17 protein-coding genes are annotated in these 17450 nt (G+C 43.7%); 5 read left to right on the top strand and 12 right to left on the bottom strand.

Annotation, left to right across the window (positions count from 1 at the left end; all coding sequences use genetic code 11):
• The first annotated feature begins 258 nt into the window (after positions 1-258).
• Positions 259-2676 carry a TIM-barrel domain-containing protein gene (locus tag AAFN85_RS03920; protein WP_347525651.1) on the top strand — a complete coding sequence of 806 codons (2418 nt, stop codon included), beginning with the start codon at positions 259-261 and terminating at the stop codon, positions 2674-2676.
• 232 nt (positions 2677-2908) lie between these two features.
• Here AAFN85_RS03920 and AAFN85_RS03915 read toward each other — a convergent pair whose 3' ends face one another.
• The 4 genes from AAFN85_RS03915 to AAFN85_RS03900 form a co-directional block, all read right to left on the bottom strand.
• Positions 2909-3667, bottom strand: a complete 759-nt coding sequence (locus AAFN85_RS03915; RefSeq protein WP_347525650.1) for a TerC family protein — start codon at positions 3665-3667, stop codon at positions 2909-2911.
• Between the two features lie 87 nt (positions 3668-3754).
• Positions 3755-5590 (bottom strand): glutamine--fructose-6-phosphate transaminase (isomerizing), encoded by a 1836-nt coding sequence (gene glmS, locus AAFN85_RS03910; protein WP_347525649.1) that lies wholly within the window; start codon positions 5588-5590, stop codon positions 3755-3757.
• Between the two features lie 191 nt (positions 5591-5781).
• Positions 5782-7176, bottom strand: coding sequence for a DUF4270 family protein (locus AAFN85_RS03905; RefSeq protein WP_347525648.1), 1395 nt, complete (start codon positions 7174-7176; stop codon positions 5782-5784).
• A gap of 15 nt (positions 7177-7191) precedes the next feature.
• Positions 7192-8016 (bottom strand): glycogen/starch synthase, encoded by an 825-nt coding sequence (locus AAFN85_RS03900; RefSeq protein WP_347525647.1) that lies wholly within the window; start codon positions 8014-8016, stop codon positions 7192-7194.
• A 154-nt stretch (positions 8017-8170) separates the two neighbouring features.
• On the opposite strand from AAFN85_RS03900, the gene panC reads away from it, so the two are divergent.
• The 3 genes from panC to AAFN85_RS03885 all read left to right on the top strand — a co-directional run bounded on the left by panC (position 8171) and on the right by AAFN85_RS03885 (position 10465).
• The gene (gene panC / locus AAFN85_RS03895; RefSeq protein WP_347525646.1) at positions 8171-9001 is read left to right on the top strand and encodes a pantoate--beta-alanine ligase; all 831 of its coding nucleotides are present in this window, start codon (positions 8171-8173) and stop codon (positions 8999-9001) included.
• Positions 9002-9113: 112 nt separating this feature from the next.
• Complete coding sequence (gene panD / locus AAFN85_RS03890) at positions 9114-9464, top strand: aspartate 1-decarboxylase (protein ID WP_347525645.1); 351 nt, start codon at positions 9114-9116, stop codon at positions 9462-9464.
• A gap of 29 nt (positions 9465-9493) precedes the next feature.
• A complete protein-coding gene (locus AAFN85_RS03885) occupies positions 9494-10465 on the top strand; it encodes a TonB family protein (RefSeq protein ID WP_347525644.1) in 972 nt (323 codons plus the stop codon).
• Position 10466: 1 nt separating this feature from the next.
• Here AAFN85_RS03885 and AAFN85_RS03880 read toward each other — a convergent pair whose 3' ends face one another.
• The 3 genes from AAFN85_RS03880 to AAFN85_RS03870 form a co-directional block, all read right to left on the bottom strand.
• Entirely contained in the window at positions 10467-10985 is a 519-nt protein-coding gene (locus AAFN85_RS03880) for a hypothetical protein (protein ID WP_347525643.1), read from the bottom strand.
• Between the two features lie 223 nt (positions 10986-11208).
• Positions 11209-11502: a GNAT family N-acetyltransferase gene (locus tag AAFN85_RS03875; RefSeq protein WP_347525642.1), complete on the bottom strand. Its 294-nt coding sequence runs from the start codon at positions 11500-11502 to the stop codon at positions 11209-11211.
• Positions 11503-11553: 51 nt separating this feature from the next.
• Positions 11554-11883, bottom strand: coding sequence for a hypothetical protein (locus AAFN85_RS03870; protein ID WP_347525641.1), 330 nt, complete (start codon positions 11881-11883; stop codon positions 11554-11556).
• A 294-nt stretch (positions 11884-12177) separates the two neighbouring features.
• Here AAFN85_RS03870 and AAFN85_RS03865 point away from each other — a divergent pair, with 294 nt between their 5' ends.
• Positions 12178-12378, top strand: a complete 201-nt coding sequence (locus AAFN85_RS03865; RefSeq protein WP_347525640.1) for a hypothetical protein — start codon at positions 12178-12180, stop codon at positions 12376-12378.
• 150 nt (positions 12379-12528) lie between these two features.
• Here AAFN85_RS03865 and AAFN85_RS03860 read toward each other — a convergent pair whose 3' ends face one another.
• From AAFN85_RS03860 to AAFN85_RS03840, 5 genes are all read right to left on the bottom strand, one after another.
• Complete coding sequence (locus AAFN85_RS03860) at positions 12529-13374, bottom strand: methyltransferase domain-containing protein (protein WP_347525639.1); 846 nt, start codon at positions 13372-13374, stop codon at positions 12529-12531.
• Between the two features lie 13 nt (positions 13375-13387).
• Positions 13388-14221 carry a universal stress protein gene (locus AAFN85_RS03855; RefSeq protein WP_347525638.1) on the bottom strand — a complete coding sequence of 278 codons (834 nt, stop codon included), beginning with the start codon at positions 14219-14221 and terminating at the stop codon, positions 13388-13390.
• 181 nt (positions 14222-14402) lie between these two features.
• Positions 14403-15362, bottom strand: a complete 960-nt coding sequence (locus AAFN85_RS03850) for a zinc-dependent alcohol dehydrogenase family protein (RefSeq protein WP_347525637.1) — start codon at positions 15360-15362, stop codon at positions 14403-14405.
• 66 nt (positions 15363-15428) lie between these two features.
• Complete coding sequence (locus AAFN85_RS03845) at positions 15429-16874, bottom strand: PQQ-dependent sugar dehydrogenase (protein ID WP_347525636.1); 1446 nt, start codon at positions 16872-16874, stop codon at positions 15429-15431.
• Between the two features lie 16 nt (positions 16875-16890).
• Complete coding sequence (locus AAFN85_RS03840; RefSeq protein WP_347525635.1) at positions 16891-17391, bottom strand: RICIN domain-containing protein; 501 nt, start codon at positions 17389-17391, stop codon at positions 16891-16893.
• Positions 17392-17450: the final 59 nt, after the last annotated feature.

Raw genomic sequence — 17450 nt, 5'->3', positions numbered from 1 at the left:
AATTAACTTTCGGGTCGAATAAAATTTAATCGAATTACACGAATTGATTGTGGCTTCGTGATTGGTGTAATTCGCTTTAATTCGAAAAATTAGTGTAGGATCTTTCGTTTCTATACTTTTTTAATCTTTCCTGATACTATAAAATCAAAATTTTCTCGGTAATCATTTTTTCTTTTTCAACTGCAAAAACTACGCTATATTCACATCTCAAAATAGGTGTAAATCTCACACGCAATATAAACCAGATAAGTGATAGTCATGATGTTAAAACAATTATCTCACCAAAAATCAAAAATAAAACAATCGATTGCGTTGTTTTTTATGCTGATAGCCGGCATGTCAACTATGCAGGCTTCGGCAGCCATAAAATCCTTCAAAAAAGCAGCGGATGGCGTTACTTTTACTTTAGATAAAGGCCTGATGAAAGTGCTGGTCCGTAAGGATGATATCATCGAAGTGAAATACACCGTTTTTGATGCTTTTGAAACCAAGCCATCGCTGGTAGTAAACAACAAATGGCTGCAACACCCGGCTTACCAGGTTGCCGATACCAAAACTGAGGTGATCATTACCACCGCCAAACTCAAAGTAAAAGTTAACAAAGCCACCAATGCCATCACTTATACCGATTTAAAGGGCAATATCATTACTGCCGAAGACAGCGATAACAAATCGGTAGTATCGGCAACTGTGGCGGGCATCAACACTAACACCATAACCACGCAGTTTATCTCTCCTGAAAAGGAAGGCTTATTTGGTTTAGGTTGCCATCCTTTAGATTCCATGTCAATCAATTACAAGGGCCGCAACCAGGATCTGGCCATTAAATATCTTACCGGTGCTATTCCTGTGCTGCTATCAACCAAAGGCTATGGTTTAATGTGGGATAATTATTCGGCCAGCAATTTTTATGGTGCCGAGGCTAATAATACCAAATTCAAGTACGTATCCGAAAGTGGTAAACAGGTTGATTACTTCTTCTTCTACGGCCCAGCCTTTGATCATATTATTGATCTGTACCGTACAGCTACCGGCAAAGCGCCGATGTTTGGTAAATGGGCTTATGGTTTGTTTCAATCGCAGGATAGGTATTTGAGCGAGGATGAGATCCTGACCGTAAAGGATAATTATCGCAACAACCACATCCCGGTTGATGCCATTGTGCAGGATTGGTACTACTGGGATCCGCTCCCGATAGGTTCGCACGTTATGAAACCTGAGCGTTACCCGCACCCGCAGCAATTGGTTGATGCCTTGCATAAAGCCAACCTGCATGCCATGATCTCCATTTGGCCGGTATTTGGTAAAGGAACACCCAACTATGATGCCCTGGATAAAATGGGAGGCTTAACCGATATTACCTGGGATAACGTGGTTACCCACACTTTTGATACTTACTACGATGCCCATAACCCCAAAGCCCGCGAACTGTATTGGGACCAGGCCCGCGATAGCCTCATTAAGCGCTACGGCTGGGATGCCTGGTGGATTGATCAATGCGAGCCGGATAACGGCGCGTTGCTTGATGCCCGCCGTCAAAGCAATTTTGCCATAGGTAAAGGGATAGATTATTTTAACACATACTCATTACAGCATACCAAAGGTGTGTATGAAGGTTGGCGCAGGGACATCCCCGGTAAACGTGCCTTCTTTTTGGTAAGGCAATCGTTCGCAGGCGAGCAGCGTAATGCCGCGACTTTATGGTCAAGCGATATTGAGTGTACATTTCACGATTTTAAAGACCAGGTGCCGCAGGGTATCAACGCCTGTACATCGGGCATCCCTTACTGGACATCAGACATAGGCGGCTACCATTACCACTGGAAACCTGCCGATTGGTCGCAGCCCGATAAGCGCGAACTGTTTACCCGCTGGTTTCAGTTTGGTACGTTTTGCCCAATATTCCGCATCCATGGTAAAGGCGAGCGCGCCATCTTCAGCAAAAATTGGGACGAAAATACCCGTTCGATATTGTTGAACTTTGATAAGTTGCGCTACCGCCTGATGCCTTATATTTATTCGTTGGCGGGCCGTGTAACTCATGATAATTATACTATGATGCGTTCGCTGGCTTTTGATTACCGTGGCGATAGCAAGGTTTACGGCATTCCTGATCAATACATGTTTGGTCCGGCGTTTATGGTTAACCCGGTTACAGAGCAGCTATATACCTCAAGCGATGCCGACAGAAAAGCCAAAGCCCGCCAGGTATATCTGCCTGCCGCAAGCAAATGGTACAACTTCTGGACCGGCGAACTGCTTGATGGCGGCCAAACCATCAGTGCCGCCGCACCTATCGAAATTTTGCCGCTTTATGTAAAAGCAGGTTCTATAATCCCAATGGGGCCGGATGTGGAGTATGCTACCGAAAAACCTAACAGCAATATCGAACTGCGTATTTACCCCGGTGCCGATGCCGCGTTTAAGTTTTATGAGGATGAGAACGATAACTATAATTACGAAAAAGGCCAATCGGCCACATTTACTTTAAACTGGAATGACAAGGCACATAAGTTAACGATCTCGGATACCAAAGGGCATTTCCCTGGTCAACTGAAAAGCCGCACATTTAATATTGTGATGGTGAAAGGTGCACATGGCTCGGATGTAGCTTTGACTGCTAAGGCCGATAAGGTTGTTAAATATAGCGGCAAAGCGGTGGTTGTAGCGCTTTAATTGGGTCATTAGGTCATTGTATCATTAAGTCATTGTTTAGGCGAAAATGTAACGCGTGCTAAGACTTACGAAGTTTTTAAAACTTCGTAAGTCTGGACTCATTATTTCTTCCCATGTCATTGCGAGGAGCTGCGGGAGTGGAAGAGCGACGGCGCGACGTGGCAATCGCATACTATACAGGGCGGCTCTGTACAGCATGCGGTTGCCGCGCTACGCTCGCAATGACATATGGTTATTTCTTCTTCCCCTTATTCGCCTTCATTTTCAAATTCAGCATCTCAACCAAAACGGAAAAAGCCATCGCGAAGTAGATATAACCTTTAGGGATGTGTTGCTCAAAAGCCTCGGCCAGTAAGGAAACGCCTATCAGCAGCAAAAATGATAAGGCCAGCATTTTAACTGTTGGGTGCTTATTTACAAATGATGCCACACCATTTGAGGCCCACATCATAATACCAACTGCTATAATAACTGCCAATATCATGATCTCCACATGGCTGGCCATACCTACAGCGGTAATTACCGAATCGAGAGAGAAAACGATATCCAGTATCATGATCTGAATAATGGTAGCCCAAAACGAATGTTTTTTGCCGGAACTTTCCTCTTCCTCATCACCTTCAATTTTGTGGTGGATCTCGGCTGTACTTTTGTAGATCAGGAACAGGCCACCGACGATCAGGATAATATCCCTGCCCGAGATAGCCAGTTTTTCCACCCAATCGGCATCAGTAATGCTAAAAATTCCGCTCAGGTTAAATAGGGGGGCGGTTAATGTCATTACCCAGCTAATGGATAGCAACAGTAGGATCCGGGTGATCATGGCCATACCAAGACCAACTCTTCGGCCACGGCTTTGCTGGTTGGCCGGTAGCTTATCGGCCAGGATGGAGATAAATACAATGTTATCGATGCCTAAAACGATCTCTAAAAAGGTTAGCGTGATAAGTGAGATCCATGTTTCGGCTTGTGCAAAAATTTCAAAACTCATAGGTTGCAGGTATTTGTTTCTTCCCAAAAATAACAAAACCCCTGCCGTTACGGGCAGGGGCTGTTAAATATAAATTAGCTTTCAGCTTTATTCAACCGTAACCGATTTGGCCAGGTTACGAGGCTGGTCAACATTACAACCGCGCATTACCGCTATATGGTACGATAGTAGCTGCAAAGGGATAGTTGCTATCAATGGCACAAAAGCTTCATCTGTTTGGGGGATCTCTATTACGTAATCGGCCATGCTTTTTACCTCGGTATCGCCTTCGGTAACAATGGCTATCACGTGGCCTTTGCGGGCTTTTACTTCTTGTATATTGCTGATCACTTTCTCGTACGATGAGTGTTTGGTGGCGATGAACACTACCGGCATTTCATCATCTATCAGGGCTATTGGCCCGTGTTTCATTTCGGCAGCCGGATAACCTTCGGCATGGATGTATGAGATCTCCTTAAGCTTCAAAGCGCCTTCTAAAGCGACCGGAAACGAACTTCCCCTGCCCAGGAACAGGCAATTGGCCGAATCTTTAAACCGGGCAGCGATCTCCATCACATGGTCATTGCATTTCAAGGCCGCTTTTACCAGCTCAGGAACTTCGTTTAACTCAGTAAGGTACTCAACCATTTTGTTGCGGGTAATTTTGCCGCGCTGCTGTGCAATGTAAAAAGCAATGAGGGTTAATACGCTTACCTGCGCTGTGAACGCCTTGGTTGATGCCACACCAATTTCCGGTCCGGCGTGGGTATAAACCCCGGCATGTGTTAAACGCGGAATGGACGCGCCAACCACATTACAGATGCCAAAAATGGTAGCACCTTTTTCTTTAGCTAATTCAATAGCTGCCATGGTATCCGCAGTTTCGCCCGATTGGGAAATGGCTATCACCAGGTCTTTTTCGGTGATGATAGGGTTGCGATACCTAAATTCCGAAGCGTATTCAACTTCAACGGGAACACGGGCGTATTCCTCTATCAGGTACTCGCCTACTAAACCTGCATGCCATGAGGTTCCGCAAGCCACAATAATGATCCGGTCTACGTTTTTCAGCTTCTCAGTGTACTCCTTTATACCACCAAGCTGCACTTTGCCTTGTTGCGGGTAAATACGACCACGCAGACAATCGCGGATAGAGCGGGGCTGCTCATAGATCTCTTTGAGCATAAAATGATCGTAGCCGCCTTTTTCCAGCGCCTCCAACTTCAGGTCGAGTTCCTGGATATAAGGAATCTGGATCTTATTATCAATATTTTTTACCAGCAGTCCCTCGCGTTGTACATAGGCAATTTCATTATCATTTAGGTAGATAACGTTTTTAGTGTACTCAACAATGGGAGTAGCATCAGATGCAATAAAGTACTCACCTTTACCAACGCCTATAACCATAGGGCTGCCTTTGCGGGCTGCTATCAGCAAGTCAGGTTCATCGGCACTCATAATTACGATAGCATAGGCACCTATCACCTTGTTCAGGGCGATGCGCACTGCCTCCTTTAAATCCATCCCGGTAGCCTGCTGAATATCTTCAACCAGGTGAATTAAAACTTCGGTATCGGTATCGCTTTTAAATACATGGCCTTTGGCTATCAGGGTTTCTTTGATAGGGCCGTAATTTTCGATAATGCCGTTGTGGATGATGGTGAGTTTCCTGTCGCCCGATGAGTGGGGGTGCGAGTTCCTATCGCTTGGCGCACCGTGTGTAGCCCAGCGGGTATGCCCCATACCTATCGAACCTTTCAGATCAATCCCTTTTACAAAATTTTCCAGGTCATCAACTTTACCTGCTTTTTTATAAACCTTAAGTTGCTCATCAAGCAGGGCAACCCCGGCACTGTCATAGCCCCGGTACTCAAGCCTGTGAAGCCCTTTTATAACGATGGGATAGGCATCCCTAAACCCTATATAACCAACAATTCCGCACATAAATTTCTAAGTAAAAAATGTTAAACGCCGCAAAATAAACAGCTATATAACACATATCAGCAATAATTATTTTGATTTTTTGCCGAAAACGTAAAGTTTTTAAATACTTAGAAAATTATTTTAAGAAGTAGAATTGCCTTAAACAAAAAAATCCCCTAAGCGGGGATTCTTTATGTTTATTGAGAGTTATCTTATTTCTTGATCCGGGTATAAATGATATTTAAGCGGATACTGTAAGGCGATGAATTATCAGTACCAACCAGTACAGATCTTGCAGCGGTAAGTGTTGTAGCACCAATGTCAATACCCGATGTTGTATTAACCAGGGTGGTATCAACCGGTGCTATGTACGTACCATAATCAACAGCTTTTTTGCTGATAAGGTCCTGCACAAAAGCTGTAACCAGGAAGTGGTATTGCTTGGTTGTACGGTTGTAGCCACCGCCAAAATAGGTAAGCTGCGAGCGTTTATCACTTCCGTTGGCATCTTGCAACACAGTACGCTGTTTGGCTATGTCAAGTTTATACATGGTAAGCTTAGGCAGTGCAGCGTATGGTACGGTTGAACCTGGTTTTGGTGTGATCACAACTTCAGCACGGTTTATTACAATGGCCGAGTCGGCAAGTTTTTCCAATCCAGGGAAACTCACTTTAGCCCTTAAGCCGGCAACACCTTGCATATAAATAGTGTTTTGTGTAGTACCAGGGCTGTTTTGTGAAGCCTGCAGAGCGGTTGTAATAGCTCCCGGATAGGTATGAACCACTTCGGCAGCCCTGTTAAAAAATGGAAGTGACACCGATGCCGTATCTATAGTTGTACCATTTACAACTTTATAAAAAACATCTATGGTAGATGCAGCAAGGCCTAATTGAATTATACCACCGGCATCGCTTGATTGCGCCCTATCCAGTTTAAGATATAAACCTTTTACCGAATTTTGGAAGTTAGTAACAGATGATAACTCGCTACCCGGCGCGTTAAATAAATGCTGATAAATAAATGCTTTATCAAAAGCTACACGCAATTGCGGTGCAACCCTTTGTACAGTATCTATCGTATCGGTACGGATGCGTGTTATGGTAATACTATCATGAGTACGGGCCGAGAATGTTTTTGAACCCAGTAATTTGCTCAGATCGGCATCCCAATGGCTGTTGGTATAATAGCTTTTGCTTTCAATTTTATTCTGAAGCTGATAAACGCTTATTTTATAGCGTGATGCCAGCGAATCGCCGTAAAAACCATCTGCGTATTTTAATACCAGCACAGCCGAGTCGATTGATAAAGTACCGGCAGGTACAGTATAAGCTGCGTTATTTGGCAGGTTTACTCCGATAGCTACATAAGTTTGGGTGGTACCAAAAACCGGATCCACAAAATTGGCGAGCGGAGTTTTTGATCCGCTTGAGGTAGCAGCAGTATCTTCGGCAACAGTATTGACAATAAGATTCGAATCAACAATCAAATTACCGGTGATGGCATTTTGATCATTAACACCTAAGCCGATGCCATCCTGGCGTTTACAAGCGTTGAAAATAAAAAGACTTATTAACAGGGTCAATAAGTCTAATCGGAAAAATTTCATATATAATATTAAGTATTATGCAACATGCACCAATTCGTCGTTGGTAATTTCGTCGTAAAAATTGTAATAATTTTCGAAATCTGCGGTAGAATCAAATTCTAAAACCGATTTATTGCTGTTTTTAACATTATTTAACACATCTGCGTCGATGTTGGCGTCGCCTAAAACAATGCCGTCCGAGTAGTGGATAGCACCGGCATAAAGCGCCGGTATTGAGCCATTTCCGTAAGGTTCAACATGCTTTTCGGTCATGTTGCTCATCACAGCCTTATTGGCAAAAGCGGCACCCATATTTTCTTTAAGGTCATTCTCATAAATTGAATAAACAATTTTTGAATGTTTAAAGGTAGGGTCGTCTTTGTAGGTGGTTTTAAGGTACGCGGGTACCAAAGCACTCATCCAGCCATGGCAGTGAATAATATCAGGGGCCCAGCCTAACTTTTTAACGGTTTCGAGCGCGCCCTTGCAAAAGAAGATCATGCGCTCATCGTTATCGGCGTAAAATTTGCCATCTTTATCGGCAAATACGTGTTTACGCTGAAAATATTCTTCATTATCTAAAAAATACACCTGCATGCGCGCCGCCGGGATAGATGCTACCTTTATAATGAGCGGGTTATCATTATCATCAATAATAATGTTCATACCTGATAACCGGATCACCTCATGAAGACGGTTCCTGCGCTCGTTGATATTGCCAAAACGCGGCATAAGGATACGGATCTCGTAACCTTTCTCCTGCATTGCCTGCGGGAGTTGGCGTGTTATTTCAGCAATTTTTGTGAGTTCGAGAAAAGGAGACATTTCATGAGTTACAAACAGAAGCTTAGATTTACCCATCACTAAATCAGTATTTAAAATGTAAAGAAGTTCAAAAAATTTGAGTTTGCAAATATAACTAATATTATATAAACTGGCAACCGATTATGCAAGTTACTTTTGGATATTTTTAAGTAATTGTACACCTTTGCCAGATTTTGTAATACCTGTTACATTGAAAATATTCACCACCAAAAAAGAGATAACCGATTATTTTAACCGCAAACCGGTAAAAGTAATTGGCTTTGTACCCACCATGGGCGCGCTGCATAAAGGGCACCTTGGTTTAATTGAACTGGCCAAACAGCAAAGTACACAAGTAGTGTGCAGCATATTTGTAAATCCCACCCAGTTTAACGATCCTAAAGACCTTGAAAAATACCCTCGCCCAATAGCCGACGATATACGCCGGCTGGAAGAAGTTAACTGCGATATTTTGTTTAATCCGCAGGTAACCGAGATGTATGATGATAATGAAAAATGGCATTTTGAACTGGGCGACCTGGAACATCTGTTGGAAGGCAAATTCAGGCCAGGGCATTACCAGGGGGTTACCCAAGTAGTGTACAAGCTGTTTAACATTGTAAAACCGGATGTGGCTTTCTTCGGCCAAAAAGATTACCAGCAGGTAATGGTGATCAATAAAATGATCGAGAAACTGAACATGCCCATTAAGCTGGTGATGTGCCCTATTGAGCGCGAAGCCGACGGCCTGGCCATGAGTTCGAGAAACATCCACCTTACACCTTACGATCGTGAACATTCGCTTGTTTTATCGCGGACGTTAAATTGGGTTAAGGAAAATTTCGACAAAGCAAAAATTGCCGAATTGCAACAGCAAGCCGCGCAATTGATCTCGGCCGAACCGGGTGTTGAGTTGGAATACTTTGAAATTGCCGATGGTAAAACATTGCACCCGGCAACTGAAGCATCTGAAAGTTTTGTTGCCCTTGTTGCCGCCCGCGTAGGTAAAACAAGATTGATAGATAACGTGTTGCTTAATTAGATTGATAGTTCAAGGCCTATCGTTCATAGGTGTTTTTTTGCATGAAATCATTTTACAATGTACGGACGATATGCCATGGACTATGGACAAAATTTATTTCTAACTTTGCGCCATGATAATTGAAGTATTAAAGTCCAAGCTTCACCGGGTTAGGGTAACGCAAGCCGAGTTGAACTATGTGGGCAGTATCACTATCGATGAAGACCTGATCGAGGCGGCAAATATCATCCCCAACGAAAAGGTACAGATAGTGAATAATAATAACGGCGCGCGCTTTGAAACTTATGTTATAAAAGGCGAGCGTGGTACTGGTACTGTATGCCTTAACGGCGCTACCGCCCGTTTGGCACAGGTAGGTGATATTGTGATCATTATGAGTTACGCTTATATGGAAGCTGAAGAGGCCCGCAGCTACGAACCTATTTTAATTTTTCCAGACCCGGATAATAAACTGATTAAGTAAATTAGCGGCGCTAAGCCGCAATTTACTTAATGAAGATCCTTTTTACCATCTCCCTTTTTCTTACAACTGTAACCGGAGCTTTCGCTCAGCGGCAGAACGTTTATTTTATTAAAAATAACGGAAACTACGTTGCTACGCGCGATAGCGCTGACTACATCCGTGTAGTGCGCGAGCCTGATTCGGCCTCAACGCTGTATAATGTTTTGGAGTATTATCCTAACGGAGGCCAAAAATTGATCGGTAAATCGAGCAAGATCAATCCGCCGCAGTTTGAAGGGCAGTGTGCAACGTATTATTCAAATGGTAAAAGACAATCTGTTGCCAGTTATAAAAACGGAATAAAAGCAGGGCCGGATATGGAGTTTTATCCCAATGGAAGGTTGTATGCACAGTTCTCATTTCCCGAAGACAATACCGACCGGATGATGGAAAGAGCTGGCGGCTACCTCATCATCGCCAATAATGATTCGTTAGGGAAAGCCTTGGTAATAGATGGTAATGGCTATTATAAAGCTTACAACGATAAGTTTGCTTATATTGAAGAAGAGGGGCCAGTAAAAGATGGCAAGCGGGATGGGCAATGGAAAGGGAACTTTCAAAACATCGGCACCACTTTCACCGAAACTTATAATAACGGCCAGCTGGTGGGCGGAACATCTACTAACAAAGAGGGCAAGATCAATACCTATAACTCATCCCGATGGGTTTCGCCGCAATTTGATGGAGGGATACCCGGCTTTTCGGCTTTTTTATCAAATAATATCAAATATCCAGCCGATGCCCGGCGTAATGGCGTTGAGGGCACTGTGATACTAAGGTTTGTTGTAGAAAAAGACGGTAGCCTTACTGATATCAGGATCAGCAAATCTGTAGCGCCCGCACTGGATGCCGAAGCGGAACGGGTGCTGCGTAATTCTCCAAAATGGATCCCGGGGACACAATTTGGGCAACCGGTAAGGGTTCAGTATGCTGTGCCTATCAAATTTGCTTTAAAATGGTGAGTTAGTTGGCCCCTATTCCTAATGATACTTTCAAGATCACATCGGTTTTTACTGCTTTGCGCAGTTGGTAAACCATCCTGATGCGCACGTTTTGCTGCCGCACCAAATCATCCAGAAAATGTGAATTATCGATATCAAGCGTTATGCTGTTGCCGGAGTTTGCGGAGATATCTTTGCGGATAGCCACCATCACCTCGTCGCTACCATCGTTTTTCGCCATATAAACCCTTACCGACGATATGTTACCGATGTTATAATCTGAAGGATCATTTGATTGCAGCTTGGCCGATACAACACGCACTTCGCTAATATGACTGGCGTTATTGCCATCTTTGGTAAAATCCTGATCAAAGCTATTTCCCGTACTAACAGCCGTTTGCATTTCACCAGCTTTAGCCGAAGCCGGAATTACAACATTGGCTGTATAAGGAAACGTTCCTTTAACAACAGATTGCAGCATGGCGCAACTGCCAAAAAACAAAACAGCCGCCAATAGTAAAAAAACAGGCTTCTTGATCATAGTTTCATACTGCTTTAAGGGTAACAGTAACTATTACGGCTACCGGTTTAATTTGGTTTTGCTGGTGGTTTGCAATAGTTAAATATAGAAAGTTTTATGGAAATAAATAATCCATTAAAGTTTTAAACAGCACGAATATTATCACCCGCCTTGTACGGAAAACCACTATGATACATTGCAAAAGAACAGACCGGCTATAAGGCTTATTACCCTCCGCAGGGAATTAGTTATGAATAGCCAGGATCCTTGCCCACTCCGGGTGACGTTTCAGGTAGCTGGCCACATAAACACAAAGCGGAACCAGCTTCAACCCATTCTCTTCAATATAATTAAAAGCCTTTTCAACAATGGCCGAGGCTACACCTTTGCCTTCCAGCTCTACCGGTACTTCGGTGTGGATGAGGTAGATTTTATCATCTCTTAGCTTGTAATCGATAAAAGCTCGGTAGCCATCAACCGTTAATTCAAAGTTGTGGATGGCTTCATTATTTACCAGTGGGATCTCTTCGTATTTCATAGCAGTATGTATTGAAAAACAAATTTACAAACTAAAAGTTCCCCGTTTGAGCTAATTGATGTTAAATATCCTGGTGTTTTTAAACAGCTCGGCAAAACGAAATGCCATATGCTCAAAAAGGCTTTCATCAATACTGTAGGTGATATGGCCCTTAAAACCCTGCACCTTTAGTATGCCCAGGTTTTTAAGTTCGGCTACGTGTTTGTTGATGGTTTCCATATTAAAAGGGATTTCCCACAGCACCTCACGGTTAACGGCATTGTTGTTTTCCATAATGATACGGATTATCGCAATCCGCACCGGTAAAGCGAGGGCCTTCGCAAAGTTTGATAATTCTTTATCACCCTCATCAAAGTTTGAATATGAATAAGATAGTGGCATAACTGCATGTTATTGATCATATTGGTAATCCATACGGTTACCTGATATGAAATGATACATAGCCCGAACTTGCTCGCGGCATATGTGATTAAAAATAAAACGATTGATCCGGCGGTTTAATTGTGCCGGGCAGGAATGTGAAAGGAGCCTATATTATCAAACTAAAAACTGCCGGTTAAGCAGATAAACCGGCGAAGACTGTAAATCCCTCTTTATTTTACAGTTAGATAAAAACTTGCTTTCAAAGATAAAGAGAAGTGGAAACAGGAACAGTAACAGCGACGAAAATGTTACATGCAACTTAAGTTCCGGATCGGCTATTTGCTTTTGAACAGACGCCATTGCCGAAAGGCTACCATCCCGGTTTTGAAGGATCCGCTTACCGAAAACTCTGTACAGTTCAAACACATCAACCTTGGCTGGTGGATGCTGCTTACTAAATTGCAAAAAGCCAATAAAAGGCTTAACCACAAACATCAACGTTGCGATGAATAAAAACACCTTAAGTTTACGTTGTGATCTCATTAGCTTGTAGCCTGATGGCTTTTTGTTAACTTTTATCTGTTAGTAAGTGACTTACAAATATAAAGTTAACAAGATGTATTTATTATAGAACAGGAAAAAATCCTACAAATGCTACAGCAATTATTTTTGCCCACTGATGATGAGCGAAGCGTACGTTAACTTAGCCTCTCCATTGCTATTCTGAGCATTGAACTTTTCCAAAACCTCTTGCTTAATTATGGCCTTAGTTTCATCATCGGCCTGCGCCATTGCCGCTACTATCGGCGCGGCTACTTCAAGCATCATTTGCCAGTAATTATCAAAACTGCCATAATCAATAACACCTGATATTAACTCTTCGCTAAGGTTGGTAAATCCAGCCTGCTCAAACAGGTCTGCTATCAAGCCTGGTTTTGCGCATCTGAACATGCCCGGTGCGCCGGCAACTGGCGGCGGCGCTGGTATATACTTTTGTATAACACCCATAATGGTGGTTAACCAGCTGTTATGTTCGGGAGAGGCCCAAACCGAAGTTGCTATCCTCCCTCCAGGTTTTAGTACCCGATACATTTGGTTAGTGGCAAGCTGCACATCCGGAAAAAACATAAAACCCATCCGACAACTTATCCCGTTAAATATTTCATCGCTAAAGGGTAATTCGCTTACATCTGCAACACGGGTTTCGTAATTTGTTATACCTCTTGCCGTGGCATTGGCATTCGCAACGGTTAACATTCCTTCGGCCAGATCTGTGCCGGTAACTTTTCCCGTGGGCGTAAGCGCGGCTATGGTAAGGCCCGGTTCGCCGGTACCGGTTGCTATATCAAGTACATGTTCGCCATTTTTAACCTGTAGTTTTTTGATAATGGCATCGCCCATGGGTTTTAAAAAACGCATGTTAAAATCGTCCCATTTTTGCCATCCCGGCGAAAACTTATTCCACGATTGTTTTTGCTGATCGCGGATCTGTTCCAGTTGCGGTTCCATAATGCTCTTTAAACTATTTCAATATCAATACCGGGTGCTTCGCGTTAAACGATAAGGCATCGGTAATACTGCTATGGGTAAGGTTATAAAAAAAGCTATGCTTACCCGGCAAAGCGATGATCAGCTGCGCGTGGTTATCGCGGGCAAAATCCAAAATGCCTTTCACGGTATCCTTAGCTCCAGAGTAATACAACTTGCAATCGTAGCAATTAACCAGTTTTTTTACAGCAGCCTCATATTCCACCTCGCGCCCGATGTGTTTATTTTTCGGATCTACATAAAGCACCATCAGCTTAGGGTTAAGCCAGCTGTGTGAATTATTTAAGCCCTGCAATAAGCCCAAACGGGCAACAGCCTCAAAATCGCAGGGAACTACAGCCTGCTCAATTTTATGATAGCTTGCGTTTGCCGGGATCACCATTACCTTAACAGCACTGGTTTTTACAACTTCAATAATTTGTTCGCCTACCATACTTACTTCGCCGGGAGCATCGCTACCCACTATCAATAAATCCGGTTGCCTATCGGCAATGGCCTGGTATATGGCCCGTAAAACCGGTTCGGTACTGATAATAGTTTCTACCTCGATGGTTTCATTGCAGCGGTTAAGCAATTTACGGCTTACCGTTGCCAGCTGGCTAACTATCTCTTCGCGCTCCGTTTCAATATCTTCGGCGCTTATCTGCAAAAAATCGGGCGTGGGCAGTATCTGCTCATAAACCGAGGTGTAAAAACTTTTAAGCAGGATGATCTTTTTTACGGCAGCATCGCGGCTCAGGTCGGCTGCGAACTTGATGGCGTTGGTGCTTGTTTCCGAAAAATCTACCGGTATCAATATAGTTTTCATAACAAAGAGGTTTGGCTTAATTGGCTGTGTAAAGTCGTTAGTTTGAAGTTTGAAGTCGAAAGTTAAAACGAGGATCGCCTTTCGACTTAGGGCTTAAAACTTAGTACTTAAGAACGTTAATCTGATATTAAATTTACGTAATAAAATATTGATTATTGTTAGCCAAAAGTTTTTCGGCCTTTCAAAAACCAAAAAGCACTTTTCCTCCTTCGTTGTTACTGAAAGCCTCCGCAAAATCATCGGGCCTGTAAATGGCCGATGCCGCCAGCTTAAACTCGGGCCTGCCTACAGAGTGCACCAGGTGACTGATCATCTGCGACTTTTCTTCGTGCGATAGCTTCTCCACATATCCCCTAACACCGAAACCTTTTATCGTCAGATTTTTTAAAACTACCTCGGCATTGCAATAATTAACCGCATCGGGCGATAGCATGCCGTAAACAATTAAACTTCCACAAGGGGCTAATGAACTGATCACTTCGGCAGCGAGCGTACCGCCAACGGCATCAACCGCTGCTGTTAGTCCCCTACCTTTGGTTATCTCATCAATTGTTTGTTTAAGCTTGCCAGGTTCGGGTAAAATAACCTGCTCGGCTTTAAGGGCAAGCAGGTCGTCTTTTTGTTTATCATCGCGCACGGTTGCTATCACGCAGATCCCTTTTTCAACAGCCAGTTGAATTATAATGCGCGATACCGTGGAGTTACCGGCGGTAAGCAGCAGCCAGTCGCCGCTTTTAACTTTGGCTTCCCGGATGAGGCCGTAGGCTGTGTATGAGTTAAGCAGCAGTTGAGCCGCTTTTTGCAACGGAAACTCATCGGGCAGTAAAACAACATCATGCTCATCAACCACTACATATTCGGCCCATGAACCTATCTTACTGAAAGCTACAAAACTGCCTTTGGGGATAATACTGTCGTGCCCGGCCTCTTCAACATAACCGGCACCTTCAAGTCCGCCAATTTGTGGAAATGTAGGTTGATAGCGGTACTTGCCCTGGATAAACAAATGATCTGCAGGGTGTATAGGACTGGCTTTTACGCGGATAAGCAGCTGCCCCGACCCTGGCTTTGGGAAGGCCAGATATTTTAATTGGATAACTTCGGCGGCGTTGCCCGCCTGCTCAAACACCAGTGCTTTCATGTATCATTATACAATTAGCAGGCCGTTAAGGTTTTATTCGGCTTATTCAAGCCGGTTGTGCTCCGTTTATTTCGATGGCTTACGTTTAGAAGTTATCCATACATAATCAGCAATTTTTGCAATATCCTTTTCACTGATAGCACCGCGCCATGAAGGCATCCCTTTGGCAATAATGCCATTGGTAATGTTGTTAACGATGGCAGCCTTACTGGCACCATGACTAAAATTGCGACCAAGCAAACTTTTGGTTTTCTCGGTACCCTGCAAATGATCGCCATGGCAGGCGGCACATAATTGCTGAAACATAAGCGCGGCGGTTTGCTTTTGGGCAACACTTTTTTTATTAATGGCGATGCTTTGCACACGCTGTTTTACTTTTTCGTTAGATGGTCTTAACCTCAGGATCATATCGTAAGGAGGTTCGCCTTTGCCCTCAGGCGGATCATAATGTGAGGTGGAGATGTACAGATAACCATCGGGTCCGGTTACCAACGAGCGGATGCGGCCATATTGTTTTTTAAGCAGCACTTCCTGGCTTATGGGTTTATAATTATTCAGGGCTATCCGCAGGATAGATTCTGCCCTTAAACAGGCCACCAGTAAATTCCCTTTCAACTCCGGAAAAGCATTCCCGTTGTAAAACATCGCTTCTGAAGGGCCAATAGATGGCGTATATTCCAGCAGCGGCGAGATCATCCCTCCGCGGGTATCCTGATGATGGATCACCGGCCAACCATAGTTCTCGCCGGGTTTAATGATATTGATCTCATCGCCGCCGGTTGGGCCGTGCTCGCTATCAAATAATATGCCTGTGCCGGGTTCAAATGCCAGGCCTTGCGGGTTGCGATGGCCGTAGCTCCAGATCTCTTTGCGAGCTGTATCGTTTTTGGCGAAAGGGTTATCGGTTGGGATAGTGCCGTCATCATTCACCCTTAAAATTTTTCCGTTGAGGGCTTTCAGGTCTTGCGCCAGGATTGGCTGATCGGCATCGCCAGTAGTGATGTACAACTTTTTATCCGGCCCGAATATCAACCTACAGCCGGTATGGTTTTGGTTCCCGGGGATATCTTTAATGATAGTGAACGGGTTGATCAGCGAATCATTCCTGAAATCGTAGCGGGCCACTCTAACTCTTATGCGGTTATTATCTGTGTAGTTGCTGGCAATGTAAATCCACTTATTTTGGGTGAACGCTGGGTGCAGGCACATGCCCAATAACCCTGTTTTTTTATCGAGGGCTATATCGCTAACCGTGAGTGCCGGTTTAGGCAAAAGTTTTTTATCGCGATAGATCCGCACCCTGCCTGCGCGCTCAGTAAACAGCATAGAACCATCGGGCAAAAAAGTAATTTGCCATGGTACAATAACATTGGTTATTAGGGTATCTATTTTAAACCCGATAGCGGTATCAGCAAGCCTAATCTTTTTATCAGTTTTATTTGTACCGATAAACGCGCTGATCATCACCGCGCAGCACAATAACACAACTACATAAACAGGCCTCAATTTCATAAGCAGGAATTTTAAATTACATGGTTGGTGATTGCTGGTAGATATCCCAATACTGATCTTTAGTATTAGTCTTTTTAGCCAAGATGATCTTTGAGTTCACGCTGCCCTTTTTATCGGATGGTGTTAGGTACAGATCGGTACCTTTTAGTTTGATCATGAAAGTATCCTGATCTATCGGCTCAAATTCATATTGCTGGTTAGCATTATCAGCATTTAGGGGTTGCTCTTCGAGGGCTACGCCCGCATTGGCTTCTGCTACTGGCTGAAAAGTTTTGCTGGTGAAAAGGTTTTTAAGTTTATAGGTATTGCCTTCTACATGCTGAAAATCCCAGGTCATGCATTTCCAGTTTTCGGGGTTGTAGGCTACCAGTGGCGTACCGTTTTCAGAGCGGGCATCTTTAACCCTCAACAGTAAACCGGTTTGTTCGTTTTTGATGGCATAAGTTCCCTTTATTTGTTGGGCTGATACGGCAAAGCAGCAGGCTACAAAACCCAACAGGCAAATCAGTTTTTTCATGGCAGATATCGGTTTAAACAAATTTATATACAAAGTATAAACAGCTGTTATACAAATTG

This window comes from Mucilaginibacter sp. CAU 1740 (genome assembly GCF_039839285.1).
Classification (GTDB): Bacteria; Bacteroidota; Bacteroidia; order Sphingobacteriales; family Sphingobacteriaceae; genus Mucilaginibacter.
The sequence above is the reverse complement of the archived record's forward strand: the minus strand, read 5'-3'. Positions and strand labels throughout refer to the sequence as shown.